This window comes from Micromonospora sp. NPDC049282 (genome assembly GCF_043197045.1).
In the GTDB taxonomy this organism is placed as follows: Bacteria; Actinomycetota; Actinomycetes; order Mycobacteriales; family Micromonosporaceae; genus Micromonospora.
Genome location: NZ_JBICSL010000013.1, coordinates 71,713 through 95,191 on the forward strand (window position 1 = coordinate 71,713; position 23,479 = coordinate 95,191).

A 23,479-nucleotide genomic window follows, 5' to 3' on the forward strand; every position below is an offset into this window, starting at 1 on the left:
CGTCGCCGGGGCGGGGCTGGTCAGCCGGTCGGCGGGACCAGCCCCGCCTCGTACGCGAGGATCGCCGCCTGCACCCGGTTGCGCACGTCCAGCCGGGTGAAGACGCTTGTCAGGTAGCTCTTCACGGTGCCCTCGACCAGGTGCAGCCGACGGGCGATCTCGGCGTTGGACAGCCCCGCCCCGACCAGCGCGAGCACCTCCCGCTCCCGGTCGGTCAACCCGGCCAGCCGGTCCCGCGCGGACGGGCCCCGGGCGAGCCGCCCGCCGCTCAGCTCGATCACCCGGCGGGCCACCCGCGGCGACAGGTACGCCCCGCCGTCGGCCACCGCGCGCACTCCGGCCAGCAGCTCCCTCGGATCACCGGACTTGAGCAGGAAGCCGGCGGCGCCGTGGCCGAGCGCGCGGGCGATCAGGTCGTCGTCGCCGAACGTGGTGAGCATGACCGGCGCGGTCTCCGGCACCAGGCGACGGATCTGCGCCGCCGCGTCGAGCCCGTCGCAGCGGGGCATCCGGACGTCCAGCAGCGCCACCCGGGGCCGGTGCGCGCGCACCAGCTCCACCGCGGCGTGGCCGTCGCCCGCCTCGCCGACCACCTCGATGCCCGGGTCGGCGGCCAGGATCGCCCGCACGCCGGCGCGCACCATCGCCTCGTCGTCGGCGAGCACCACCCGAAGTGGGCGCCCGTGGTCGTCGGTCATGACGCGATCCGCTCCTTGCTGACCAGTTGCCCATCGCTGAAGCAGAGCCGCCAGGTCGGCTCCGCGAACGGGAAGTTGCCGTCGGTGTAGTACTCGCAGCCGGGGGCCGCGCCGGCCGAGGGCGGGTCGGCCTGCCGCCGGGGCAGCCCGAGCGTGTCTCGCTGCTCGCCCAGCCGCAGCCGGTCGTAGCCGGTTCGGTCCAGCACCGCCCCGGCCGTGGCGAGCGGGTAGTAGACCAGCGCGAGCGCCAACGCCAGGCCGGCCGGCGCGCCGAACGCGACGAGCAGGCTGCGCCGTACCCGCCGCCGGGCCTCCCGCAGCCGCCACGCCTCGGCTCCGGCGAGCCGCCCGCCGGCGGGCGGCTCGCCGGAGCCGTCGACCGGCGCCGGGTCCCCGTCCAGCGGGCGGTCGCCGGCCCGGGCGGGACGCGTCGAGGCGGGCGAGCCGTGGCGGCCGGTGCCGGCGTCGGGCAGCGGCAGGCGGGCGGTGACCGCCCAACCGCCGTCGCGGGGGCCGGCGTCCAGGGCGCCGCCGGCGAGGCGTACCCGCTCGCGCAGCGCCAGCAGGCCGGAGCCGTGCGACGCCGGCCCGGGCAGCGGACCGGCCGGGGGCGGCGGGTTGACCACCGCGACCGTGACCGCGTCGGCGGCGCGCTCCACCGTGACCGTGACCGGGGTGCCCGGGGCGTAGCGGGCGGCGTTGGTCAGCGCCTCCCGGACCACCCGGTGCACGGCGTGCGCGGCCAGCGGCGGCAGGCTCACGTCGGCGCCCGCCTTCCCGGCGGGCCGGCCGGCGTCGACGGAGGACAGGTCGGCGCCCTCGGCGGCCAGGCCGGCGTGCCCGGCGGACCGGTCGGCGACGGGCAGGTCGATGCCCGCCGCGCCGTGCAGGTGCACGGTCATCCCGGCGTCGCGGGCGCCGTCGACCAGGTCGGCGACCGTCTCGCCGGGCGGGTGCCGGGTGGGCTCCTCGCGCAGCACGCCGATCACCTCGTGCAGCCGTTCGGTGGCGGCGGCGACGCTGGCCCGCAGCTCCCCCGCCGCCGCCCGGTGGGCCGGGGCCAGCTCGGTGGCCAGCTCCAGCGCGCCCGCCCGCAACGCGATGAGACTCAGGTCGTGCCCGAGCGAGTCGTGCATGTCCTGGGCGATCCGGGCCCGCTCGCGCAGCCGTACCCGTTCCGCCGCGCTCCACCGCTCCCGTTCGGCGTGCCGCCGCCCGGCCACCGCCAGCGCCCGGTGCTGCCGCCGCAGCCGGCCCAGCAGCCAGGGGAACACGCCGGCGAACAGCAGCACCGAGGCGAGCAGGAACCAGGTGGCCGGCTCGGTCCCGAGCAGGCCGAGGTTGAGCACGGTGCCGGTCACCGCGATGGCGGCGAACACGGCCGCGGCCGGGGCGGCCCGGGCGCTGCGCAGTCCGGCCAGGTAGCCGAAGACCGGGACGGCGAACACCACGTTGCCGTCCACCAGCGAGCCGGCCACCACCGCCAGCACCGCCACCAGCGGCCGACGGCGACCCAGCGCCACCGCGAGGCCGAGCAGCGCCAGCACACCGGCCAACAACGGCGCCTCGTGCGGCCCCCACGGCGGGGTGAGCCGGGCGTACGCCACAGGCGTCGCGAGCACGGCCCAGAGCAGCAGGTCACCGGCCCGACGACGGGTCCCGGACGACAGCGGGCGCAGGTCCACGACGGTCACGCTACCCACGCCGGCCGGGGCCGGACACCGACGAAAGTCAGGTGCTCAGCCGCTCTCCTCGGCCCAGGCCCGCCAGTCGTCGAGCACGCCGTACAGGGCGGGGGTGAGCCAGCCCGGCGCCGAGCGGCGGAACACGCCCGGGTCCATCCCGCCGGCGCCGGCCGGCAGCGCGCCGAGCAGGTTCGGCACCAACTCGGACAGGTTGAGCCAGTGCACCAGCTCCGCCTCCGCCGGCCAGGCGCCGATCACCACGCCGGCCGGGACGGCCCGCCGTTCCAGCGCCTCCAGCGTCAGCGCGGTGTGGTTGAGCGTGCCGAGCCCGGCCCGCGCCACCACCACGGCCGGCGCGCCCAGCGACACCGCCAGGTCGGCCACCGTCCAGGGCTCGCCGGACGGGCGCAGCCCCATCGGTACGAGCAGCCCGCCCGCGCCCTCGACCAGCACCAGGTCGTGCTTGTCCGCCTCCTCGCGGATCGCGTCGACCGCGCTGTAGAGCTCCAGCGGCGGCAGCTCGGCGACCCGGGCCGCGGCCAGCGGGGCGAGCGGGTCGGGATAGCTGGCCAGCGTCCGGCCGGTGAGCGGGGCGGCCAGCCGGTTCACCGAGTCGACGTCGCCGGGCTCGCCGGTGGCCGTACCGGTCTGGCCCGGCTTGACCACCGCGACCCGCAGGCCGGCCGCCTGCGCGGCGGCGGCGACGGCCGCGGTGACCACGGTCTTGCCGACCTCGGTGTCGGTGCCGGTCACCAGCACCGCTCCGGTCCAGCCGTCACTCACGGTGCCACCTCGGTTCGCGACTGCGGGGCTCGCAAACCCGGCTCACTCCTCGCGCTCACGGTGCACACTCCACGGTCGGCGCACCCTCCACGGTCGGCGCACACTCCACGATCACGTCCAGCGCCCGGGCGAAGTCCGCCCGGTCCAGCCCGGCGCCGACGGTCAGCCGGAGCCGCGAGCGGCCATCGGGCGTGGACGGCGGGCGGAAGCAGCCGACCGCCACGCCCCGGTCCCGGCAGGCCGCCGCCCAGGCGGTCGCCGCCTCCGGCCCGGGCGCGGTCACCGAGACCACCGCCGCGTCGGGGGCGGAGACGGACAACCCGGCCGCGCCCAGCCGGCGCACCGCGAGGGCGACCCGGTCGGCCAGCTCGGCGCGCAGCGCGTCGCCGGCCCGGGCCAGCCGCGCCGCGGCGTGCACCCCGGCCACCACCGCCGGCGGCGGGGCGGTGTCGAAGATGAACGTGCGGCCGGTCTCCACCAGGTGCCGGACGAACTCCGCCGGCCCGGCGACCACGCCGCCGGCCCCGCCGAGCGCCTTGGACAGGGTCGCCGTGACCACCACGTCGGGCTCGCCGGCCAGCCCGGCGGCGGCCACCCCACCGGCCCCGGCCGGGCCGGTCACGCCGAGCGCGTGCGCGTCGTCGACGAGCAGCAACGCGCCGTGCCGGCGGGCCACCGCGTGCAGCTCCGCGAGCGGGGCCAGGTCACCGTCGACGGAGAAGACCGACTCGGTCACCACCACGGCCGGCCGGCCCGGCGCGGCGGCCAGCGCGGCGGCCACCGCGGCCACGTCGCCGTGCGGCGTCACAAGCGTCTCGGCGCGCGAGATCCGGCAGCCGTCGATCAGCGAGGCGTGGTTGTGCGCGTCGGAGACGAGCAGCGTACGCGGCTGGGTCAGACCCCGGACGGCGGCGAGGTTGGCCAGGTAGCCGGAGGAGAAGACCAACGCCCGGTCCACGCCGAGCCAGCCGGCCAGCTCGTCCTCGAGCGCGTGGTGCAGGTCGGTGGAGCCGCGCACCAGACGCGACCCGGTGGCGCCCAGCCCGTACCGGAACAGGGCCGCGGCGGCGGCGGCGGTGACCTCCGGGTGGGCGGCCAGGCCGAGGTAGTCGTTGCCGGCCAGGTCGACCACGGCGTCGTCGGCGGCGCGCGGGCGCAGGGTGCGGGTCAGGCCCGCCTCGGCGCGCAGTTCGGCGCCGCGGTCCAGGGCCGCCAGCCAGTCCGCCACCGCGCCGTCCCCTCCCGCCGACCCCACCGCCCCGCCCGGGCGCTTCCGCGGGGCGAAGTTACCACCCGGCCACGCGGCCCCGGCGTGGCGCGGTGCCGGCTCGCCGGGTTAGGTTACGAGGCATGCCAGAGATCCTCGACCAGGCCCGGACCCGGGTGCTGGAGAACGGCGTCGGCCTCGACCAGGCCGGCATCCTCGCCGTGCTGAACCTGCCGGACGAGCACCTGCCCGCCGCCCTCCAGCTCGCCCACGAGGTGCGGATGCGCTGGTGCGGCCCGGAGGTCGAGGTGGAGGGCATCGTCTCGCTGAAGACCGGCGGCTGCCCGGAGGACTGTCACTTCTGCTCCCAGTCCGGCCTGTTCACCTCGCCGGTGCGCTCCGTCTGGCTGGACATCCCGGCGCTGGTCGAGGCCGCGAAGCAGACCGCGGCCACCGGGGCCAGCGAGTTCTGCATCGTGGCCGCCGTGCGCGGCCCGGACGCCCGGCTGATGAAGCAGATGCGCGACGGCGTGGCGGCCATCCGCGAGGCGGTCGACATCCAGGTCGCCGCGTCGCTCGGCATGCTCACCCAGGAGCAGGTCGACGAGCTGGTCGAGATGGGCGTGCACCGCTACAACCACAACCTGGAGACCTGTCGCTCCTACTTCCCGAACGTGGTCACCACGCACTCCTGGGAGGAGCGCTGGGAAACGCTGCGGATGGTCCGCGAGTCCGGCATGGAGGTCTGCTGCGGCGGCATCCTCGGGCTCGGCGAGACGGTGGAGCAGCGCGCCGAGTTCGCCGCCCAGCTCGCCGAGCTGGACCCGCACGAGGTGCCGCTCAACTTCCTGAGCCCGCGCCCCGGCACGCCGCTGGGCGACCGCCCGGTGGTCGAGGGCAAGGACGCGCTGCGGGCCATCGCCGCGTTCCGGCTGGCCATGCCGCGCACCATCCTGCGGTACGCGGGCGGCCGCGAACTAACCCTCGGTGACCTCGGCACCCGGGACGGCCTGCTCGGCGGCATCAACGCGGTCATCGTCGGCAACTACCTGACCACGCTGGGCCGGCCGGCGACCGACGACCTGAAGCTGCTGACCGAGCTGAAGATGCCGGTGAAGGCGCTCTCGGCGACCCTGTGAGGCGATGGTGACCGAGCTGACCCGACCCGCCGCGCCGGCCGACGACGCGGGCGCGACCGGCCGCGCCGTGGCCGCCGGCGGCGCCGGCGCGGTGGCGCGCTGGTGTGACCGGTGCGGTGAGTCGGTGGCCGACGGCCCGCACCCGGCGTGCGCGGCGGCCCGGGAGTGGGAGCCGCCGCGCTGGTGCGCGACCTGCCGGCGGCGGATGAGGGTGCAGGTCGTCCCGACCAGATGGTCGGCGGTCTGCGTCGAGCACGGCGAGCGGCGGGGCTGAGCGGTGCTGCGGGGGCGGGCGGTGACGCTGCGGCCGGCGACGGAGGCCGACGTGGCGGCGCTGGCCGCGATCCGGGCCACCCCGGAGGTTCGCCGCTGGTGGCGCGGCGACGACGACCTGGCCGAGGCGGTCCGTGCCGACCTGGCCGACGACTCGCTGGCCGTCTACGTGATCGAGCACGACGACCGGTTGGTCGGCGCGATCCAGTGGTACGCCGAGACCGACCCCGACTACCGCCACGCCAGCCTGGACATCTTCCTCGACCCGGCGGCACGCGGCGCCGGGCTGGGCGGGGACGCCATCCGCACGCTGGCCCGGCACCTGGCCGACGAGTACGGCCATCACCGGTTCACCATCGACCCGGCGGCGGCGAACACCCCGGCGATCCGGGCGTACGCGAAGGTGGGGTTCCGCCCGGTGGGCATCATGCGCCGCTACGAGCGCGGCGCCGACGGCCGCTGGCACGACGCCCTCCTGATGGACCTGCTCGTCGAGGAACTGGCCGACTGAGGCCCGCCGGAGGGCGTGTCCGGCACCGCACGGTGCCGGACACGCCCCGGTTTCCTAGCGTTGCAGGGTCAGCACACCCGGCCGCCACGGCAGCAGGTTGTAGTCGCCTCCCGCGCTGGGGTTCTTGCCCTGGTACAGCAACTGCAGGTTGCAGGCGTCGACGGTCTTGGTCTGGTCGGGGTTGTTGCGGACCAGGTCACCATGGCTGATGTCGTTGGTCCACGTGGCACCGCTGTTGGCCTTGCCCGCGAAGGGGTTGCTCTCGGTGGCCGCGTTCGGGGTCCAGGTGCCGCCCAGGCTGGTGGCCGTGAAGGAGCGGAAGTAGCGCCCCTGGCTCCCGATCGCCTCGACGAGCATCAGGTACTGGTTCTGGCCCTGCACCTTGTAGACCTCGACGCCCTCGAACAGGTTGTTGGTCGAGTCGGTCATGATCGTCGTGTAGTTCGAGCCGAAGCTGCCCGGGAAGTTCCCGAGCGGCATGCTCGACCGGTAGATCTTGCCGTTGTCCCCGGCGAAGAACAGGTACATGTTCTGGTCGTCACCGATGAGGGTCTGGTCGATCACGCCGTACGGGGCGTCGGGGAGGCTGGCGGTGGAGAGCGTCTGTGCCGCCGACCAGCCGTTGGCGTTGGTCGGGTCGCTCGACGTCTTGTAGCTGAACGACGTGGGTCCCCACTGGTACGCCAACACCCAGATGTTCTTCGGGGCGAAGTAGAGCAGGGTGGGCGCCACGGTGCCCTGGCTCATGCCGGTCTGGCTGGCCGAGGCCATGTCGGACCAGTTGGTGAACAGGCCGAAGTTCATCGAGCCGTACGAGCCACCGCTGTTGACGTTCGATGCGTAGACCAGGTGCTTGCCGTTGTAGACCACGTTGGTGAAGTCCTTGACCGAGACCCAGCCGTTCGCCGGGTTCGCCAGCGCGCCGGTCGACGACCACCGGTAGGACGACGGAAGCGCGCAGCCGGACGGCGGCGGGGTCGAGGTGGGCGTCGCGGTCGGGGTCGCGGTCGGCGTCGGGGTCGGCGAGGTGCCGCCACCGAAGTCGGTCCGCCACTGCTGGTTGGTCTGACCGTGGCAGTCGTAGAGCTGGATCTGCTGGCCGTTGCCGGTGCCCCAGACGTCCAGGCAGCGGCCGGACTGCACGCCGCTGATGGTGCCGTTGGAGTTGACGTTCCACTGCTGGTTCGACTGACCGTTGCAGTCCCAGATGATGATCCCGGTGCCGTTCGCGGTGCCCGCGCCGTTCGCGTCGAGGCACTTGCTGCCGTAGACCATCAGCTGCTTGCTCGACGTGTACGTCCATTGCTGGTTCGACTGGCTGTTGCAGTCGTAGAGCTGGACCCGGGTGCCGTTGGTCTGGGTGGCGTTGGGCACGTCGACGCACCGGCCCGACTGCACCCCGACGATCCGGCCGGCGCCGCCGGACGGCGGCGGCGTGGTCGGCCCCGAGGTCGGCGTGGTGGTCGGCGTGGTGGTCGGCGTGGTGGTCGGGGCGGCCGCGTTGAGCGCGTTGAGCACGGAGGTGTACGCGGCCTTCTTGTTGCCGCCGCCGTCGAACAGCAGCGGGCTCTCACCTGAGCGCCAGGAGTCGCTGTCGCGTACGCCCCAGACGGTGATGCCGATGCAGCGCGGGACGTTCACGCAGGCCTGGGTGAGCCCGGCGTACTGGCTGGTGGAGGCGTTGGTGACGTCGGCCTCGGTGAGCGCCACGTCGACGCCGAGGGCGGCGAAGCTGGACAGCGTGGTCTGGAAGTTGCTCGGCAGCGAGCTGCCACCGGTGAAGTGGGTCTGCAACCCGACGCAGTCGATCGGCACGCCCCGGGACTTGAAGTCCTGGATCATGCGGTAGACGCCCTGCGTCTTGGCGTAGGACCAGTTCTCGATGTTGTAGTCGTTGTAGCAGAGCTTGACCGACGGGTCGGCCGCCCGCGCGGTGCGGAACGCGACCTCGATCCAGTCGTTGCCGGTGTTCTGCAGGTTGGAGTTGCGGCGGCTGCCGTCCTCGTTGAACGCCTCGTTGACCACGTCCCACGCGGCGAGCTTGCCCTTGTAGTGGGCCATCACACCGTTGATGTGGTTGATCATCGCGTTGCGCAGCGTGCTGCCGCCCATGTTCTGCATCCAGCCCGGCTGCTGGGCGTGCCAGGCCAGGGTGTGCCCGCGGACCTTCAGACCGCGCTGGGTGGCCCAGTTGTAGATCTGGTCGCCGGAGTTGAAGTTGAACTGGTTCTGGTTCGGCTCCGTCGCGTCCGGCTTCATCTCGTTCTCGGCCGTGATCATGTTGAACTCACGCGCCGCGATCGTGCTGTAGGTGGAGTCGTTCAGCCGGCCGGCCGCGATCGCCGTGCCGAAGTACCGGCCCGACTGCGCGGCCGCCGCGCCGAGCGTGCTCGCCGCGGCGTTCGCCGACGGCATCATCACCGCGACCGCGGCCACTGTCACGACGCTGACCGCGCCGGCGAGCAGTGCTCTGACGGCGGGGGATCGCCGCCGCCGGCTTCCCCCACGATGAACGGATGGGCTCATTGCCACCTTGGCCTCCTCGCTGGCCAACACCCGAGCCGTCTGGGCGGGGACGACTGGACGTCTTGGTTGGGATATCTACGTAAGCCGATGCTTCCATCGGGCACCCGTTGGGACAACACGTTTCGGAAAAGTTTCGGTAATGTTTTTGCCGCTCGGACGCCCGGTCTCGTTCCCCGATCCCCGCGCCCGAGCAGGGCGAACGACAGCCGCCGGAGGGCGTACGGCATCCACACCTGTCGATGGAATCGACGGGTGTGGCGCGGTCGGTCACCCCGGTGCGGTGACCGACCACGCCCGCCGGATCGGAGGTCAGGAGACGACGCAGGCGACCCCGTTGAGGGTGAAGCCGGTCGGCCTCGGGTTGGAGCCGGTGTGGGTGCCGTTGAAGCCGAAGCTCGTCGACGCCCCCGCCGCCAGCGCCCCGTTGTAGGCCAGGTTCGAGGCGGTCACGGCGGTGCCGGTCTGGGTGACGTTCGCCGACCACGCCTGCCCGGCCTTCTGCCCGGTGGAGGGGAAGGTGAAGGCGAGCGTCCAGCCGTTGAGCGCCGTCGTGCCGGTGTTGGTGACGGTGACGTTCGCGGTGAACCCGGTGTCCCAGGTGTTCGCCGTCCAGGTCACCGCACAGCCGCCGCCGGTCGGCGGGGCGGTGGTGGTCACCGTGACGCCCGGTGAGGCCGGCGACACGTTGCCGGCCGCGTCCACCGCGACCACGGTGAACGTGTACGTGGTGGAGGCGGTCAGCCCGGTCACCGCGAGCGTGGTGCCGGTCGCGGAGCCGACCAGGACGGTCCCGCCCCGGTAGACGCGGTAGCCGGTGACCCCGACGGCGTCGGTGGCCGGGCCCCAGGTCAGCGTCAGTCCGGTCGGGCCGACCGCGGAGGCGGTGGGCGTGCCGGGCGCGGTCGGCGGGGTGGTGTCCGACGCCGGGGCGACCGGCGTGGTGACGGTGACCGCCGCCGATGCCGCGGACCGGTTGCCGGCGCCGTCGATCGCGCGCACGGTGAACTGGTACGTCCGCTCGGGCGTCAACCCGGTCACCGCGAGCGTGGCGCCGGTGGCCGCGGTGACGACCGGGTCGGCTCCGGTCGAGGTCCGGGTCACCTCGTAGCCGGCCAGGCCGCTGCCACCGGTGTCGGTGGAGGCGGGCCAGGTGAGGGTGAGGCCGGTGGCCGTGACGGCGGACGCCACCGGGGTGCCGGGAACGGTCGGCGCGGTGGTGTCCGGGGTGGCCGGGCCGGGCTCGTCGCCCCAGACCCGGACCCCGCCGGAGTAGAGCGGCACCTTCCGGTTCGGCCCGGCGGTCGCCTGGTAGGAGGGGTCGTTCGTCGGGTCCCAGGTGCCACCCTCCGGTACGCCGATCTTGAACTGCACCTCCATCCGGTGCTGCGACTGCCCGGCCGGCGCGATGGTGTAACCGGTGCAGTCCACCTCGACGTACCAGATGTCGCCGCTGAGCTGCTTGGCGGTCGACGGCGACGGGCAGCCCTGGGTGTAGCCGGGCGTCACGGTGACCGGGCCGGTGCCGTCGGGGCGGAAGTAGTAGCGGAACTTCCCGGTGGTGAGCGCGCGGGCCGGGAACGCCGACTTGTTGTAGATGATCGCCTTGAGCCCGGTCGCCCGCGGCTCGGCCTGCATCACCGTGGTCTCGACGGTCAGCTCGTCCATGTCGGGCGTCTCGGCGGACGGGAAGCCGGCGCGCGGGCTGCCGCCGTACTCGTTGGTCAGCCGGGCCAGCGCGGAGGTGAAGCCGGCGTTGTAGTCGGTGGCCACCTCGTTCATCACGTAGTCGGAGCGGCTGTCGGTGTAGGCGTCGTTGGCCGACGACGGGCCGCCGACCAGCGCGCCGTAGAGCACGTGCCGGGTCTCGGTGGGCACGGTCTGGCTGTCCCACCAGGAGCCGTGCGCGGTGCGGTGGTGCGGGTTCTTCGGCGAATTGGTCCCGAACCCGATCATGTAGCTGGAGTTGCGCGGGTTGTCGCCGAGCGCGTAGTTGACCTGCCGGACGGCGAAGTCGTGGTAGCGGGCCTTGCGGGTCGCGTCGGTGGTCTTGTCGCTGTAGACCAGCGCGGCGAACGACGTGTTCGCGGCGTAGCGCAGCGCGCCCCAGGAGTCGAGCACCGCCATCCCGCCGGGCGAGTACGGCACCTTCTGCCCGTTGACGCCCACGGTCCAGTAGTCGAGCCACCGGTTGGCGTCGTCGACGTACTTCTGCTTGCCGGTCAGGTTGGCCAGCAGCACGTACGCGCCGAACTGCTTGTTGTCCCAGGCGATCGTCCACTTGTAGGAGCGGGTGGTGGACTGCGGCTCGGTGCCGAGCTTGTCGTACTCGCTCTCCGCCTTGGCCAGGTAGGTCGCGTCGCCGGTGGCCCGGTAGAGCCAGATCGCCCCCCAGACCAGCTCGTCCTGGTAGCCGCTCCACGACTTGTAGAAGGAGGCCGCGTCGGTGATGCACTCGCTGTAGGACTTCCGCACCGTGTCGGCGAACGTGTAGAGCTGCTTGGCGTGGCCGAGCAGCTTGTCCGCGTAGGCCGCGTCGGTGGGGCGGAACACCATGGACGACGCGGCCATCGCGGCCGCCGTCTCGCCGGCCAGGTCCGCGCCGCCACAGCTCGCATCGATCTTGTACGCGGGCCGCGCCATCGGCAGCACCTCGGCCGGTCCCCACCACTTGTGGTCGTCGTCGCCCTTGCCGACCTGGCCGTAGAGGACGTTCGGCGCGGGGTGCGCCTTGACGAAGTAGTCGTTGACGAAGCGCAGGTTGTTCAGCAGATAGCTGAGCTGACCGGAGGCGACGTAGCCGTCGCGGTACTCGACCGCGCCCCAGGCCAGCATGGTGGCGCTGAACGCCATCGGGAAGCCGAACTTCACGTGGTCACCGGCGTCGTACCAGCCGCCGGTGAGGTCCAGGCCGGCGCCGGCGCCGTCGGTAAGCGCGGAGTCGCCGCGCCAGGAGACCCGGTTCCAGGAGGGTTTCTTCCCGGACTGCTGCGCCTCGTAGAAGAACAGCGACTTCTGCAACGCCTCGGCGTAGTTGAACGTGGCCGCGGCGGCCTGCGCCCCGGCCGCCGGGGCGTTCCTGACGACGGGGGCGGCGGTGAGCGGGGCGGCGGCGGCCGGGAGTGGCACGGCGGCGGCCAGGGCGGCCACCAGCGCGGCGCCGGCGGCGAGCAGCCGGCGGGACGGGCGACCGCGCGGCGGCGGGGTCGGTCGGGGCATGGCGAGCTCCTGTGGAGGATGGGCTGCCGCACGGCGGCCCGACCCGACGGCGGGACGTCGCCGGTCGGGCCGCCGTGCGGCGGTGATGGTGGTGGGGTGGACCACAGGTGCGCGGGAGCGCTCCCATGGATGGTTGACAATGTAATCTCGCCGCCGCCGGTTTGGGAAGATGACCGCCGCGCCGGCACCCCTACGAGGCCCGCGAATGGGCCGCGCACCCCGTGTCGTGGGTCAGTCGGGAAGGGTCATCCGCGAGGCTCGGCCCAAGCGGTGAAGCGGTCTTCGAGGTCCGCCGGGCGCCCGCCGCTGCCCAACTCGGCCAGTTCCTCGGCCGCCGCCTCGTGCAGGGTCAGGAGATGCGCCCTCAGCTCGGCCTTCCGCCCGCGGTATTGCGCGAGGAGGCTCAGTTTCGCCGTCGAGCACGGCCAGGCCACCCCACACGCGCGGCAGCGCCAGGTGGGCCGCGACGGGATGTGGTCGGCGGGGCCGGGGCGGCGGGCCATCACACGAGAGCGCCGACGCGCGGGCGGCGCTGCCACACCGGCGGCGGTGGGGTCAACACGCGCACTCCGCCCCGTCGCAGGAACAGGGACCGGCGGGCGGTCGCGTTGCCGTCCGGGCTGAGCTGGTAGACGTCGACCCACAACCAACCGTCGTACGTCGTCCAGTCCAGCACACGGATCAGCCGGACCCTGATCGGACGGACGAACTGCGGCGACGCCTCCCGGGTCAGGTGCAGGACGTCGCCGGCACGCAGCACGGGCCCCTCCGGCCGGCGGCGGCGTGGCGCGGTCACCGGCCGTCGCCCGGTCGCGGGAAGAGCGTCGTCGCGGCCGGCGACGACAGCCAGCGCGACGACGGAACGCGGTTCGGCCGAGCTGGCGTCAAGGTCGGAGTCGGCTTCTCTTCGAGCACGGACACGCCCTCCTCTCATCGTTGGGACCTGGAAGAGGACCGCCCCGCGCTGGTGCCTGCCGGACGAGGCGGTCCCCTGACTGACACGGTCGCCGGGTCTCGGGTGGTCCCTGCCGGCCGCGCCGTCTACAGAGCACATTGCATTGAGTATCTAGACACTGACACCGCGTAGAAATATGGTGAATAGACATCTTGGACATCACCGGGAGGTTGCGATGAACGATGCGCTTCGCGCCGCGTTGAGACAGGCCGGCCAGACGGTCGAGTCGCTTGCCTCCCAGGTCGGAGTAGATCCGAAGACCGTTGGGCGATGGCTGACGGAGGATCGCATCCCGCACCCCGCCCACCGGGCTACGGCCGCTGACGCGCTCGGCCGCGCGGTGTCGGACATATGGCCTGACACTTCGAGACGCCGCGAGCCGGCATGGTTCCGCCCCTGGCAGGAGATCGAGCGGGAAGCGCAGTCACTTCGCTGGTATGAGTCTTTGGTGCTGCCCGGCCTTCTTCAGACCGAGGCGTACGCGCGTGCCGTGCTCGACGGGGCGAGCCTGATCCCGCGTGCGGACGTCGAGCGGCATCTTGCCGCCCGCCTTGCCCGGCAGAGCGTCCTTCGGCGTGATGACCCTCCGCTGTTGACGGCTGTCGTTGATGAAGCCGTTCTACGGCGACCGGTCGGCGGCCGAGCAACCATGCGGGAACAGCTTCTAGCGCTCGCCGAGGCGTGCGCCGAGCCGCATATTCGTGTTCACGTGGTGCCTTCGTCAGTCGGTGCGTACGCCGGACTGAACGGGCCCTTCGTGCTCGCTACCTGCCCGGACCACCGAATCGCCGGCTACCTCGACAACCAACTACAGGGTCAAGTGGTTAGCGCGCCAGACGAGGTGGCGGCGATACTGGCAGCGTGGGAGGCCGTCCGCGGCGAAGCCCTCTCGCACTGGCAGTCAGTTGACCTCATCACGGAAGTGGCAGAGACATGGACATGACCGGCGCGCAGTGGCGCAAGAGCAGCCGCAGCAGCGGTAACGGCGGGGCCTGCGTCGAGGTCGCCGACAACCTTCCCGGCGTTGTCGGCGTGCGGGACTCGAAGGACCCGACCGGCCCGGCGCTCGCTTTCGAACCGGCCTCCTGGCAGGCGTTCGTCGCCCAGGTCGCCGAGCGCGGCTGACCCCATCCGACCCCGAGAGCGCCCCGGACCCGTGCGGCCCGGGGCGCTCTGCCGTGCGGCGGCCGGAGTCGGCATCCGCCCGGCCTGGCGGCGCGCAGGTGGCATCTTGTCGGCGGGCAGGTAGCGGCAGACCGTCGCCTACATGCTGCCCGGGAACACGAACGGGGCCCCCGCACCGGAGGCCCCGTTCGTGTCACCGTCCCCCGCATCGGAGGTCGGTCAGGGTGGCGCCGGGAGGCGCCGGTTGCGGCCCCTCCGCCCGGTCCCGCGACGTGCCGCGCCGTTGCGGCTCGCCCGAGGGCCCGGCCGGACGGCCGTGAGATCAGATCGGACCCGACCGCTGGCTCGGCAAGCCGTTGCTGGCCTGCGCCGGCAGGGCCGTCCCGGTGCCACACCCGGCCGGCGCAGGCACCGCCGACCCCGCGCCGCGGCCGGCCGGGGACGCCGGAACGGGTGCCAGCGGCAGGGTCGCGGTCAGCACACCGCCGTCGCGCTCCAGGGCCACCGGCCGGTCCAGCCGGCGCAGCGTACGCAGCATCGGCGTGTTCTCGGCCTGCACGTGCAGCAGCACCGCGGCGTAGCCGGCCCGGTCGGCGTGACCGAGCAGGCGGCGCAACAGCGCCGAGCCGAGGCCCCGGCGCTGCCAGTCGTCGCGGACCAGCAGCGCCGCCTCGGCCTCGTCCCCCTCGCCGAGCAGGTTGGCCATCGCCACGACCGGCTCCGCCGCCCCGCCGGAGCCCGCCGTGACGAGCAGGGTCGACCCCCGGGCCGGCTCCAGCAGCCGGCGCAGCCGGGCCGGTGACGGGTCCGCCGCCCCGCTCAGGTAACGCCGCTGCCGGCTCCGCGCCGAGCAGCCGGCGTGCAGCTCCCGTACGGCCGGCACGTCGTCGTCGGCGGTGGCCGGCCGGACCGACACCTCCGCGCCGTCCGGCAGCACCAGGGTGACCCGGTCGGTGTCCCGGCGGCCCAGCGTCGCCGCCAGCTCGACCAGCGCCTGCGCCCGGGCGTACTCGGCCGGGGTGAAGCTCGGCTCCCGGCGACGCAGCTCGTAGGCGCCGCCCGCCGGATCCGCGAGCAGCATGGCGGTGCCGCCCACGCCGCCCGGCGTGTCGGCGGGCGTGGGACGCCAGGTCACCGCGTCGGCGCCGAGCAGCGTCCGCAGCGTCGCGCCGGTCGCCTCCGGGTCACGGACCAGCCTGGCAGCCAGCCCGAGCACCCGGGTCGGCTCGTCGGCCAGCCCGCGCGCCTCGCTGCGCGCGACCCAGCAGTCCCGGCCCCGGCCCCGCTCCACCGCGGCGCGCAGCTCGGCCTCGGTGACCTGCTCCGGCGCGTCGACCAGGAAGTCGTCGACCGCCCCGACCTCGGTGGTGTGCACCTGCACGGTGAGGATGTTGACCCCGCGCAACGCGAGGCTCGCCGTGAGCACCGACAGGTAACCCGGCCGGTCGTCCACGGTGGCTCGGATCCGCCACAGCGCCATGGTTGTCTCCCTTCCTCACCACCGACCATGCCGGTCGCCTGTTGCGTGCCCGTTGCCCCCCGGTGACGGGCCGCCCCCGGCTCAGGTGATCGTGGTCACCGGCGGCGCGCCCACCAGGTCGAGCCGGTCGCCGAGGATCACCGCGCTGGCGCGGACGAGCTGGGCGAGCCGGTCCACCTCGGTGGAGTGGAACGCGGCGGCCGAGAGCGGCTCGCGGTGGTCGCGGGAGACCACCAGCACCAGACCGGCCCGGCCAAACGGAGCCACCGCGTAGTGGTGCCCGTCCGGGCTGGTCATGGCGCGGGCCCGCAGCGGGGTCACCTCGGGCAGCCGGGGCGGCGCCGGCGCCCGCCAGCTCGCGTGCCCCACGCTGGCCGAGCCGCCCTCGCCACTGCGCGAGGCCCAGTCCAGCGGGACCACCGCGGCGACCGCCCAGTCCGCGGCGAGCAGCCCCGGGACCGCGTCGACGAGCGTGGCCACCCCGTCGGTCGGGTTCGCCGCCACCTGGGCCAGCAGCTCCGCGTCCTGGCCGGTGGTGGTCGGCGCGCCGATCGCCCGCCACACGCCGTCCACCTTCACGCCGGGGATCGCGGCCAGCCCGGCGAGCAACCGTTCCACCCGCGCCGCGCCCGGCCAGACGACCGTGAAGTCGTCGACCGCCCGCCCGCCGAGCCGCTCCAGCACCACCACCTGCACGATGTCGGCGCCGGAGACGCCGAGTGTCCGGGCCACCTGGCCGAGCGTGCCCGGTCGGTCCGGCAGGGTCACCCGAACTCTCAACAGCATGTCTGATCCCCTCCGCTCGGCGGGCCGGCGACGGCCGGCAGGCTGGGGGCCAGCCTGCCGGCTGACCATTTCGTCCCCGTTGCCGAGGCATGTCCCGCCGGGAAAATCCGACCTTGACAACAAAGCTGAGCTGCCATCAACTATCCGGATGACCGATCCGGCCGTCGACGCTGCCCGGCCCCCGACCGGTCCGGCCCCCCGCGGGCTCGACCTCGACCGGCTCGCCGCCCACCTGGCCGCGCACCGGCCGGAGCTGGCCGGTCCGCTGTCCGCCCGGCTGATCGCCGGGGGCAAGTCCAACCTGACCTACCTGCTGCGCGCCGGCGACCGTGAGGTGGTGCTGCGCCGGCCACCGCTCGGGCACGTGTTGGCCACCGCGCACGACATGGCCCGGGAACACCGGGTGATCTCGGCGCTCGCCCCGACCGGCGTGCCGGTCCCCGAGGCGCTCCTGCTCTGCGCCGACGAGAGCGTCATCGGCGCGCCCTTCTACCTGATGGCCAAGGTCGACGGCGAGGTCTACCGGCGGCGGGCGCAGACCGACGCGCTCACCGCCGACCAGCGCCGCGACCTCGCCCTGACGATGATGGACACGCTCGCCACGCTGCACCGGGTCGAACCCGCCGAGGTCGGGCTCGCCGACTTCGGTCGCCCGGACGGCTACCTGGCCCGGCAGGTCCGCCGCTGGGCCGGCCAGCTGGACCGCTCCCGCAGCCGCCCGCTGCCCGGCGTCGACGAGCTGCGCGACGCGCTGGCCGGCAGCGTGCCGGAGGGCGCGAACGCGGGCCGGATCGTGCACGGCGACTACCGGCTGGACAACCTGCTCGCCACCGTCGACCCGGTGGCGGTGCGGGCCGTGCTCGACTGGGAGATGGCCACGCTCGGCGACCCGCTCGCCGACCTCGGCCTGCTGCTCACCTACTGGGACGTGCTGGGTGACAGTGACCACGCCGAGGGCAACCCGGTGGCCGACGGCATCGGTCCGCGGGCCGGCTTCCCCACCGGGGCGGAGCTGATCGACCGCTACGCCGGGCGCAGCGACGTCGACGTCGGCCCACTGCACTGGCACGTGGCGCTCGGCTGCTTCAAGCTGGCGGTGATCTGCGAGGGCATCCACTACCGCCACACCCTCGGGCAGACACTGGGCGAGGGCTTCGACCGGATCGGCGAGATGGTGGCGCCGCTGGTCGCGCACGGTCTGCACGCGGTGAGGGAGAGATAGATGGAGTTCGCGTACGACGACCGGACGGTCGAGCTGCGGCAGCGGCTGGAGGCGTTCCTCACCGAGTGCGTGCTCCCGGCCGAGCCGGTGCACCACGAGCAGGTGCTGGCCGCCGGCGACCCGTGGGCCCGCCCGCCGGTGATGGACGAGCTGAAGGCCGAGGCTCGGGCCCGCGGCCTGTGGAACCTGTTCCTGCCGGACGCGCGCTACGGCGCCGGCCTGACCAACCTCCAGTACGCGCCGCTGGCCGAGCTGACCGGGCGCAGCCCGCACCTCGCCCCGGAGGCGCTCAACTGCGCCGCGCCGGACACCGGCAACATGGAGCTGCTCGCCGAGTTCGGCTCCGACGCGCAGCGGGAACGCTGGCTCGCGCCGCTGCTCGCCGGCGACGTCCGCTCCGCGTTCTGCATGACCGAGCCGGAGGTCGCCTCGTCGGACGCGACGAACATCGCCACCCGGATCACCCGGGACGGCGACCACTACGTGGTCAACGGTCGCAAGTGGTGGTCGTCCGGGGCGATGGACCCGCGCTGCGAGATCTTCATCGTGATGGGCAAGACCGACCCGGGCGCCGACCGGCACCGCCAGCAGAGCATGATCCTGGTCCCCCGGGACACCCCGGGCGTCACGGTGCGCCGCGGCATGACGGTCTTCGGCTACAGCGACGCCCCGCACGGCGGGCACGCCGAGATCGACTTCACCGACGTCCGGGTGCCGGCGGAGAACCTGGTCGGCGCCGAGGGCACCGGCTTCGCCATCGCCCAGGCCCGGCTCGGCCCGGGCCGGATCCACCACTGCATGCGGCTGGTCGGGATGGCCGAACGGGCCCTGGAACTGCTCTGCCGGCGCACTCTCGACCGGGTCGCGTTCGGCCGCCCGCTCGCCGAGCAGGGCGTGGTGCGGGAATGGATCGCCGAGTCCCGGGTCCGGATCGAGCAGGCCCGGCTGCTGGTGCTCAAGACCGCGTGGCTGATGGACACCGTCGGCAACAAGGGCGCGCACACCGAGATCCAGGCCATCAAGATCGCCACCCCGGCGATGGCCGAGTGGGTGATCGACAAGGCGATCCAGGCGTACGGCGGGGCCGGCGTGAGCCAGGACACACCGCTCGCGGCGCTCTGGGCCCAGGCCCGCACCCTGCGCCTGGCCGACGGCCCGGACGAGGTGCACCGGGCCTCCCTGGCCCGCCGCGAACTCCGCCGCTGGTCCTGACCCCGCGCCGCCCGCCGCCCGCGGATCTTGGGGAGCGGGTCAGGCGGAGGCGCGGTGGATCAGCTCGGTGTCCAGGACGACGTGGGGCGAGGGCACCTCGTCGCCACGGATGCGCGAGACGAGCAGGCGGGCCATCTGCCGGCCCATCTCCTCCACCGGCTGGAACACCGTGGTCAGCGGCGGCTCCGCCTGGCGGGCGACCGGGGCGTCGTCGAAGCCGATCACCGCGACGTCCTCAGGTACCCGGCGACCGGCCTCGCGCAGCGCGCGCAACGCGCCGAAGGCCATCAGGTCCGAGGCGACGAAGACGGCGTCCAGATCCGGGCAGGCGTCCAGCAGCCGCCGCATGGCGGCGGTGCCGCTGCCCTCGCTGAAGTCCCCGTACGCGACCAGGCCCGATTCGACCGCGATCCCGGCGGCCCGCACCGCCTCCCGGTAGCCGGACAGCCGGGCCAGGCCGACGCCCATGTCCTGCGGGCCGGCGATGGTGGCCACCCGTCGCCGCCCCTGGACGAACAGGTGCTCCACCGCCCGCCGGGCGCCGCCGACGTTGTCCACGTCCACGAACCACGCCGGCTGGGCGTTCGGGTGCAGCATCCGGGCCGGCCGGCCACCGAGCACCGCGGGCAGGCCGCGCTCCTCCAGCAGCGTGGGCAGCGGGTCGGAGTCGTGCAGGGAGAGCAGGAGCACGCCGTCCACGTGCTGGTTGGTCAGGTGGTGCTCGACCCGCTCCCGCTCGATCGGCGACTGCACCATGGCCAGCCAGAGCTGCATCGGCGTCTCCAGCAGCCCGGAGCTGACGCCCCGGACGATGGCCGCGAAGAACGGCTCGGTGAAGACCCGCTCCCCCGACTCGGACACCACCAGGGCCACCGAGTCGGTGCGCTGGGTGACCAGGGCCCGGGCGGCCCGGTTCGGCACGTACCCCAGCTCGGCGATGGCCTGCTGAACGGCGGCCCGGGCTTCCGGACTGACCTGCGGCGAGCCGTTGACCACGCGGGAGACCGTGCCGCGCCCGACGCCGGCGCGGGCCGCGACCGCATCGAGGGTCGGGCGCCCGAGCGAGCGGGTGCGCTGCGTTGTCATCGTCTGTGCTCCTCCGACGGGCGGGCGGGCCCGGCACCGGTTGAGGCTCCGGCGCCGGGACCGCCCGTTACTGGCTGGCCCAGCTTATTGTGCGGCCAGGCCGTTACGTCGGATCACGTCGGCGTACCACCTGGCGCTGGACTTCGCGATCCGGGCCTGCGTGTCGTAGTCGACATAGACCATGCCGAACCGCTTCGTGTAGCCCCAGGCCCACTCGAAGTTGTCCATCAGTGACCAGGCGAAGTAGCCCTTCAGCGGCACCCCGGCCTCGATCGCGGCGTGCGCCGCGCGCAGGTGCGCGGAGAAGTAGGCCAGGCGGTCCGGGTCGTCGACCCGGCCGTCGACCAGCTCGTCGACGAACGCCGAGCCGTTCTCGGTGACGTAGAGCGGCAGGTCGGTGTATTCCCGGTGGACCCGCTCCAGCGTCTCCACCAGGCCCGGGGCGTCGATCTCCCAGTCCATGTCGGTCACCGGCACGCCCCGGGTGACGAACCGGACGTCCTCGCTGCCCGGCCAGCAGGACGGGGCCCGCCAGTAGGGCTCCGGCTCGCCGCCCTCGACCGGCGCGGCGACCACGTGCCGGCTGTAGTAGTTGACCCCGACCATGTCCAGCGGGGTGGAGATGGTCGCCAGGTCGCCGTCGCGGACGTGCCCGAGGTCGGTGACGCCGCGCAGGTCGGCGACGAGGTCGGCCGGGTACGCGCCGCGCAGCACCGGGTCGAGGAAGAAGCGGTTGGCCAGCGCGTCGATCCGGCGGGCCGCGTCGGCGTCCGCCGCCGAACCGGTGGCCGGGGTGACCGGGTAGAGGTTCACCGTGATGCCCAGCTCCGCCTGGGGGCGGGACGCCCGCACCGCCTGCACCGCCAGCCCGTGCCCGAGCATCAGGTGGTGCCCGGCCCGGACCGCGTCCGCGCCGTTTCTGCGGCCCGGCGCGTGCACGCCCGAGCCGTAGCCGAGGAACGCCGAGCACCACGGCTCGTTCAGCGTGGTGAAGTATTTCACCCGGTCACCGAGCTCGTCGGCGATCAGCTGCGCGTACTCGGCGAACCGGCCGGCGGTGTCCCGGGCCGGCCAGCCGCCGGCGTCCTCCAGCGGCTGGGGCAGGTCCCAGTGGTAGAGCGTCACCCAGGGCTCGATGCCGTGGCCGAGCAGCTCGTCGACCAGGCGGCGGTAGAAGTCCATCCCCTCCTGGTTGGCCGCGCCGGCGCCGCCCGGCTGCACCCGGGGCCAGGAGACGGAAAAGCGGTAGGACCGCAGCCCCAGGTCGGCCATCAGCCGCACGTCGTCCGGCATCCGGTGGTAGTGGTCGCAGGCCACGTCGCCGGTGTGCCCGGCCACCGTCCGACCGTCGGTGTGGCTGAAGGTGTCCCAGATCGACGGCGTACGGCCGCCCTCCGCCGCGGCGCCCTCGATCTGGTACGCGGCGGTGGCCGCGCCCCAGAGGAAGCCGGGCGGGAAGGTCACGGCCGGGCCCTCGTCGAGGACGCCGACGGCGGGCGGGCTGGCTGGGTTGCTCACGACTTGACGGCGCCTTCCATGATGCCGCCGATGATCTGGCGGCCGAACAGAACGAACACGACGAACAGGGGCAGGGTCGCGATCAACGTACCGGCGAAGATCTGCGAGTTGTCGGCGAAGTAGGCGGTGTTGAGGCTGCGCAGCGAGATCTGCACGGTGGGGTTCGACGGGTCGGCCAGCACCACGAACGGCCAGAAGAACTGGTTCCACTGTTCCATGAAGGTCAGCAGGCCGAGCACCGCGGCGGCGGGACGCAGCGCGGGCATCACCACGTGCCAGTAGACCTTCCAGGTGGAGCAGCCGTCGACCCGGGCGGCCTCGATCAGCTCGTTCGGGACGGCCTGCTCGGCGTACTGGCGCATCATGAAGATCCCGAAGCCGCCGATGAGGAACGGCACGGTCACCGACGGCATCGTGTTCAGCCACTCGAGCTTCGCCATCAGGATGTAGAGCGGGAGCACGCCGAGCTGGATCGGCACCATCATCGAGGCGAGGATGATCAGCAGCAGCGCGTTCTTGCCCCGGAACCGGAGCTTGGCGAACGCGAAGCCGGCCAGCGAGCCGAAGAACACCGTGGCGATGGTGATCGTCCCGGAGACCAGGAACGAGTTCATCAGACCCTTGACGACGTTGGCGTCGCCGTTGGCCAGCACCCGTTCGATGTTCTCGCCGAGTTTGCCGCCGGGCAGGAACGGCGGCGGCCAGGAGTTGGCCGCGTCGTTGGTCCGCGAGGCGATCACGATCATCCAGTAGAACGGGAACAGCGACAGGATCACCCCGAGGACCAGCCCGAGCCAGGTGAGCGGGCTGGCCTTCCAGAGCCGTTCGGCCTGGTGGGTGGCCTTGGCCGGCGCGGTCGGCCGGGTGGGCGGACGGAGCGTGGTGGTCGTCATCTCGTCACCTTCACTTGTCGGAGCTGATGCGTCGGGCCAGCAGGTAGTTGACCGTCGACATCAGCGCGATGAGCACGAAGAGCACGAGCGCGACCGCCCCGGCGTAACCCCACCGGAAGCGCTGGTTCATCACGTCGAGCAGGTACATCGTGATGGTCTGGAACTGGCCCTCCGAACCACCGGAGAGACCGCCCGAGCCGCTGGTGAACAGCAGCGGCTCGGTGAACAGCTGGAGGCCGCCGATGGTCGAGATGATCAGCGTGAAGATGATCGTTGGGCGCAGCTGCGGAACGGTGATCGACCAGAACTGGCGCCGCCGGGAGGCCCCGTCCAGCGCGGCGGCCTCGTACATGTCCTTGCTGATGGACTGCATCGCGGCCAGGTAGATCAGCGCGTTGTAGCCGACCCAGCGCCAGTCGACCATGGTGGAGATGGCGAACCAGGAGGCGTAGCGGTTCGCCCGCCAGTCGATCGGGTCCAGGCCGACGCTGTCCAGCAGCCAGTTGACCAGGCCGAACTCCTTGGCGTAGATCATCGAGAAGATCAGCGCGACCACCGCGGTCGAGGTGATGATCGGCATCGCGATGGCCATCCGGAAGAAGGTCTGCGCGCGCAGCCTGCGGTTCAACGCGTTGGCCAGCATCAGCGCCAGCATCAGCTGGGGCACGGTGGAGAGCACGAACATGCCGAACGTGTTCACCACCGCGTTCCAGAACTGCGGGTCGTCGGTGATCAGTTCGACGAAGTTGTCCAGCCCGACGAACGAGATCGTCGCGTTCAGCGGAGACCGGTCGGTAAGCGCGATCCAGACCGTGTAGGCGATCGGGTACGCGCTGAACACCGCGAAGATCACGAAGAACGGCAGGACGTACAGGTACGGCGAGTACTTCAGGTCCAGCTTGGTGGCCGAGCTGGCGCGGCGGTGCGAGGTGCGGGCGCGCGGCGGGCCGGGCTCGGGCGGCGCCGTGGCGTGCAGGTCGAGGCTCATCAGGAGTCCTTCTCCTCAGCCGGCGTCACCCGCCACACGGGTGACGCCGGGCTCTGCGGGCACCGCGGGGGGGGGGGCCCCGGGGGCCCGGGGGGGGGGCCCCCCCGGGGGGGGGGCCCCGCCCCCCCCCGCGGGGGGGGGGGGGCCCCCGCCCCCCCCGGCCCCCGGGGGGCACC

20 protein-coding genes are annotated in these 23,479 nt (G+C 73.4%); 7 read left to right on the forward strand and 13 right to left on the reverse strand.

Annotation, left to right across the window (positions count from 1 at the left end; translation table 11 throughout):
* Positions 1–20: 20 nt before the first annotated feature.
* The 4 genes from ACGFI2_RS20955 to ACGFI2_RS20970 all read right to left on the reverse strand — a co-directional run bounded on the left by ACGFI2_RS20955 (position 21) and on the right by ACGFI2_RS20970 (position 4,394).
* Positions 21–698 (reverse strand): response regulator, encoded by a 678-nt coding sequence (locus tag ACGFI2_RS20955; protein WP_393519495.1) that lies wholly within the window; start codon positions 696–698, stop codon positions 21–23.
* Positions 695–2,392 (reverse strand): sensor histidine kinase, encoded by a 1,698-nt coding sequence (locus tag ACGFI2_RS20960; protein ID WP_393519498.1) that lies wholly within the window; start codon positions 2,390–2,392, stop codon positions 695–697. Before ACGFI2_RS20960 ends, ACGFI2_RS20955 begins: the two co-directional genes overlap by 4 nt.
* Positions 2,393–2,437: 45 nt before the next feature.
* On the reverse strand, positions 2,438–3,142 hold the full coding sequence (bioD, locus tag ACGFI2_RS20965) for a dethiobiotin synthase (RefSeq protein WP_393519860.1): 705 nt from the start codon (positions 3,140–3,142) through the stop codon (positions 2,438–2,440).
* Positions 3,143–3,221: 79 nt separating this feature from the next.
* Positions 3,222–4,394: an 8-amino-7-oxononanoate synthase gene (locus tag ACGFI2_RS20970; RefSeq protein WP_393519501.1), complete on the reverse strand. Its 1,173-nt coding sequence runs from the start codon at positions 4,392–4,394 to the stop codon at positions 3,222–3,224.
* A 122-nt stretch (positions 4,395–4,516) separates the two neighbouring features.
* Between ACGFI2_RS20970 and bioB the strand changes: the two genes are divergently transcribed.
* From bioB to ACGFI2_RS20985, 3 genes are read left to right on the forward strand one after another with little or no spacing between them, the layout of a single operon-like run.
* On the forward strand, positions 4,517–5,512 hold the full coding sequence (gene bioB / locus ACGFI2_RS20975; protein WP_393519504.1) for a biotin synthase BioB: 996 nt from the start codon (positions 4,517–4,519) through the stop codon (positions 5,510–5,512).
* Positions 5,513–5,516: 4 nt separating this feature from the next.
* The gene (locus tag ACGFI2_RS20980) at positions 5,517–5,786 is read left to right on the forward strand and encodes a hypothetical protein (RefSeq protein WP_393519507.1); all 270 of its coding nucleotides are present in this window, start codon (positions 5,517–5,519) and stop codon (positions 5,784–5,786) included.
* Between the two features lie 3 nt (positions 5,787–5,789).
* On the forward strand, positions 5,790–6,296 hold the full coding sequence (locus tag ACGFI2_RS20985; RefSeq protein ID WP_393519510.1) for a GNAT family N-acetyltransferase: 507 nt from the start codon (positions 5,790–5,792) through the stop codon (positions 6,294–6,296).
* Positions 6,297–6,350: 54 nt separating this feature from the next.
* On the opposite strand, the gene ACGFI2_RS20990 is transcribed toward ACGFI2_RS20985, so the two are convergent.
* From ACGFI2_RS20990 to ACGFI2_RS21000, 3 genes are all read right to left on the reverse strand, one after another.
* Complete coding sequence (locus ACGFI2_RS20990) at positions 6,351–8,828, reverse strand: non-reducing end alpha-L-arabinofuranosidase family hydrolase (protein ID WP_393519513.1); 2,478 nt, start codon at positions 8,826–8,828, stop codon at positions 6,351–6,353.
* Between the two features lie 303 nt (positions 8,829–9,131).
* Entirely contained in the window at positions 9,132–12,038 is a 2,907-nt protein-coding gene (locus ACGFI2_RS20995; protein ID WP_393519516.1) for a glycoside hydrolase family 9 protein, read from the reverse strand.
* A 502-nt stretch (positions 12,039–12,540) separates the two neighbouring features.
* A complete protein-coding gene (locus tag ACGFI2_RS21000) occupies positions 12,541–12,834 on the reverse strand; it encodes a hypothetical protein (protein ID WP_393519518.1) in 294 nt (97 codons plus the stop codon).
* A gap of 334 nt (positions 12,835–13,168) precedes the next feature.
* Here ACGFI2_RS21000 and ACGFI2_RS21005 point away from each other — a divergent pair, with 334 nt between their 5' ends.
* Entirely contained in the window at positions 13,169–13,936 is a 768-nt protein-coding gene (locus ACGFI2_RS21005) for a Scr1 family TA system antitoxin-like transcriptional regulator (protein WP_393519521.1), read from the forward strand.
* Positions 13,927–14,118 (forward strand): DUF397 domain-containing protein, encoded by a 192-nt coding sequence (locus ACGFI2_RS21010; protein ID WP_393519524.1) that lies wholly within the window; start codon positions 13,927–13,929, stop codon positions 14,116–14,118. The genes ACGFI2_RS21005 and ACGFI2_RS21010 overlap by 10 nt, the downstream gene beginning before the upstream one ends.
* Before the next feature lie 322 nt (positions 14,119–14,440).
* Here the strand turns inward: ACGFI2_RS21010 and ACGFI2_RS21015 are convergent, their stop codons facing one another.
* Positions 14,441–15,598, reverse strand: a complete 1,158-nt coding sequence (locus ACGFI2_RS21015) for a GNAT family N-acetyltransferase (protein WP_393519527.1) — start codon at positions 15,596–15,598, stop codon at positions 14,441–14,443.
* An 81-nt stretch (positions 15,599–15,679) separates the two neighbouring features.
* Positions 15,680–16,384 (reverse strand): amino acid-binding protein, encoded by a 705-nt coding sequence (locus ACGFI2_RS21020; RefSeq protein WP_393519530.1) that lies wholly within the window; start codon positions 16,382–16,384, stop codon positions 15,680–15,682.
* Between the two features lie 148 nt (positions 16,385–16,532).
* Here ACGFI2_RS21020 and ACGFI2_RS21025 point away from each other — a divergent pair, with 148 nt between their 5' ends.
* Together ACGFI2_RS21025 and ACGFI2_RS21030 are read left to right on the forward strand one after the other, a co-directional pair.
* Positions 16,533–17,606, forward strand: a complete 1,074-nt coding sequence (locus ACGFI2_RS21025) for a phosphotransferase family protein (RefSeq protein ID WP_393519533.1) — start codon at positions 16,533–16,535, stop codon at positions 17,604–17,606.
* Positions 17,607–18,818, forward strand: a complete 1,212-nt coding sequence (locus tag ACGFI2_RS21030) for an acyl-CoA dehydrogenase family protein (RefSeq protein ID WP_393519536.1) — start codon at positions 17,607–17,609, stop codon at positions 18,816–18,818.
* A gap of 39 nt (positions 18,819–18,857) precedes the next feature.
* On the opposite strand, the gene ACGFI2_RS21035 is transcribed toward ACGFI2_RS21030, so the two are convergent.
* The 4 genes from ACGFI2_RS21035 to ACGFI2_RS21050 form a co-directional block, all read right to left on the reverse strand.
* Positions 18,858–19,904 carry a LacI family DNA-binding transcriptional regulator gene (locus tag ACGFI2_RS21035; protein WP_393519539.1) on the reverse strand — a complete coding sequence of 349 codons (1,047 nt, stop codon included), beginning with the start codon at positions 19,902–19,904 and terminating at the stop codon, positions 18,858–18,860.
* 84 nt (positions 19,905–19,988) lie between these two features.
* Positions 19,989–21,422 carry a GH1 family beta-glucosidase gene (locus ACGFI2_RS21040; RefSeq protein WP_393519542.1) on the reverse strand — a complete coding sequence of 478 codons (1,434 nt, stop codon included), beginning with the start codon at positions 21,420–21,422 and terminating at the stop codon, positions 19,989–19,991.
* Positions 21,419–22,315: a carbohydrate ABC transporter permease gene (locus ACGFI2_RS21045; protein ID WP_393519545.1), complete on the reverse strand. Its 897-nt coding sequence runs from the start codon at positions 22,313–22,315 to the stop codon at positions 21,419–21,421. Before ACGFI2_RS21045 ends, ACGFI2_RS21040 begins: the two co-directional genes overlap by 4 nt.
* Positions 22,316–22,325: 10 nt before the next feature.
* Positions 22,326–23,303 (reverse strand): carbohydrate ABC transporter permease, encoded by a 978-nt coding sequence (locus tag ACGFI2_RS21050; RefSeq protein ID WP_393519547.1) that lies wholly within the window; start codon positions 23,301–23,303, stop codon positions 22,326–22,328.
* Positions 23,304–23,479 lie beyond the last annotated feature (176 nt).

Coding starts and splice junctions, on each gene's coding strand:
- ACGFI2_RS21050 (WP_393519547.1), bottom strand. CDS start 23,303: ATGAGCCTCGACCTGCACGCCACGGCGCCGCCCGAGCCCGGCCCGCCG.
- ACGFI2_RS21035 (WP_393519539.1), bottom strand. CDS start 19,904: ATGACAACGCAGCGCACCCGCTCGCTCGGGCGCCCGACCCTCGATGCG.
- ACGFI2_RS20995 (WP_393519516.1), bottom strand. CDS start 12,038: ATGCCCCGACCGACCCCGCCGCCGCGCGGTCGCCCGTCCCGCCGGCTG.
- ACGFI2_RS20955 (WP_393519495.1), bottom strand. CDS start 698: ATGACCGACGACCACGGGCGCCCACTTCGGGTGGTGCTCGCCGACGAC.
- ACGFI2_RS21030 (WP_393519536.1), top strand. CDS start 17,607: ATGGAGTTCGCGTACGACGACCGGACGGTCGAGCTGCGGCAGCGGCTG.
- ACGFI2_RS21025 (WP_393519533.1), top strand. CDS start 16,533: ATGACCGATCCGGCCGTCGACGCTGCCCGGCCCCCGACCGGTCCGGCC.
- ACGFI2_RS21005 (WP_393519521.1), top strand. CDS start 13,169: ATGAACGATGCGCTTCGCGCCGCGTTGAGACAGGCCGGCCAGACGGTC.
- bioB (WP_393519504.1), top strand. CDS start 4,517: ATGCCAGAGATCCTCGACCAGGCCCGGACCCGGGTGCTGGAGAACGGC.
- ACGFI2_RS20980 (WP_393519507.1), top strand. CDS start 5,517: ATGGTGACCGAGCTGACCCGACCCGCCGCGCCGGCCGACGACGCGGGC.
- ACGFI2_RS21010 (WP_393519524.1), top strand. CDS start 13,927: ATGGACATGACCGGCGCGCAGTGGCGCAAGAGCAGCCGCAGCAGCGGT.
- ACGFI2_RS21015 (WP_393519527.1), bottom strand. CDS start 15,598: ATGGCGCTGTGGCGGATCCGAGCCACCGTGGACGACCGGCCGGGTTAC.
- ACGFI2_RS21045 (WP_393519545.1), bottom strand. CDS start 22,315: ATGACGACCACCACGCTCCGTCCGCCCACCCGGCCGACCGCGCCGGCC.
- ACGFI2_RS21020 (WP_393519530.1), bottom strand. CDS start 16,384: ATGCTGTTGAGAGTTCGGGTGACCCTGCCGGACCGACCGGGCACGCTC.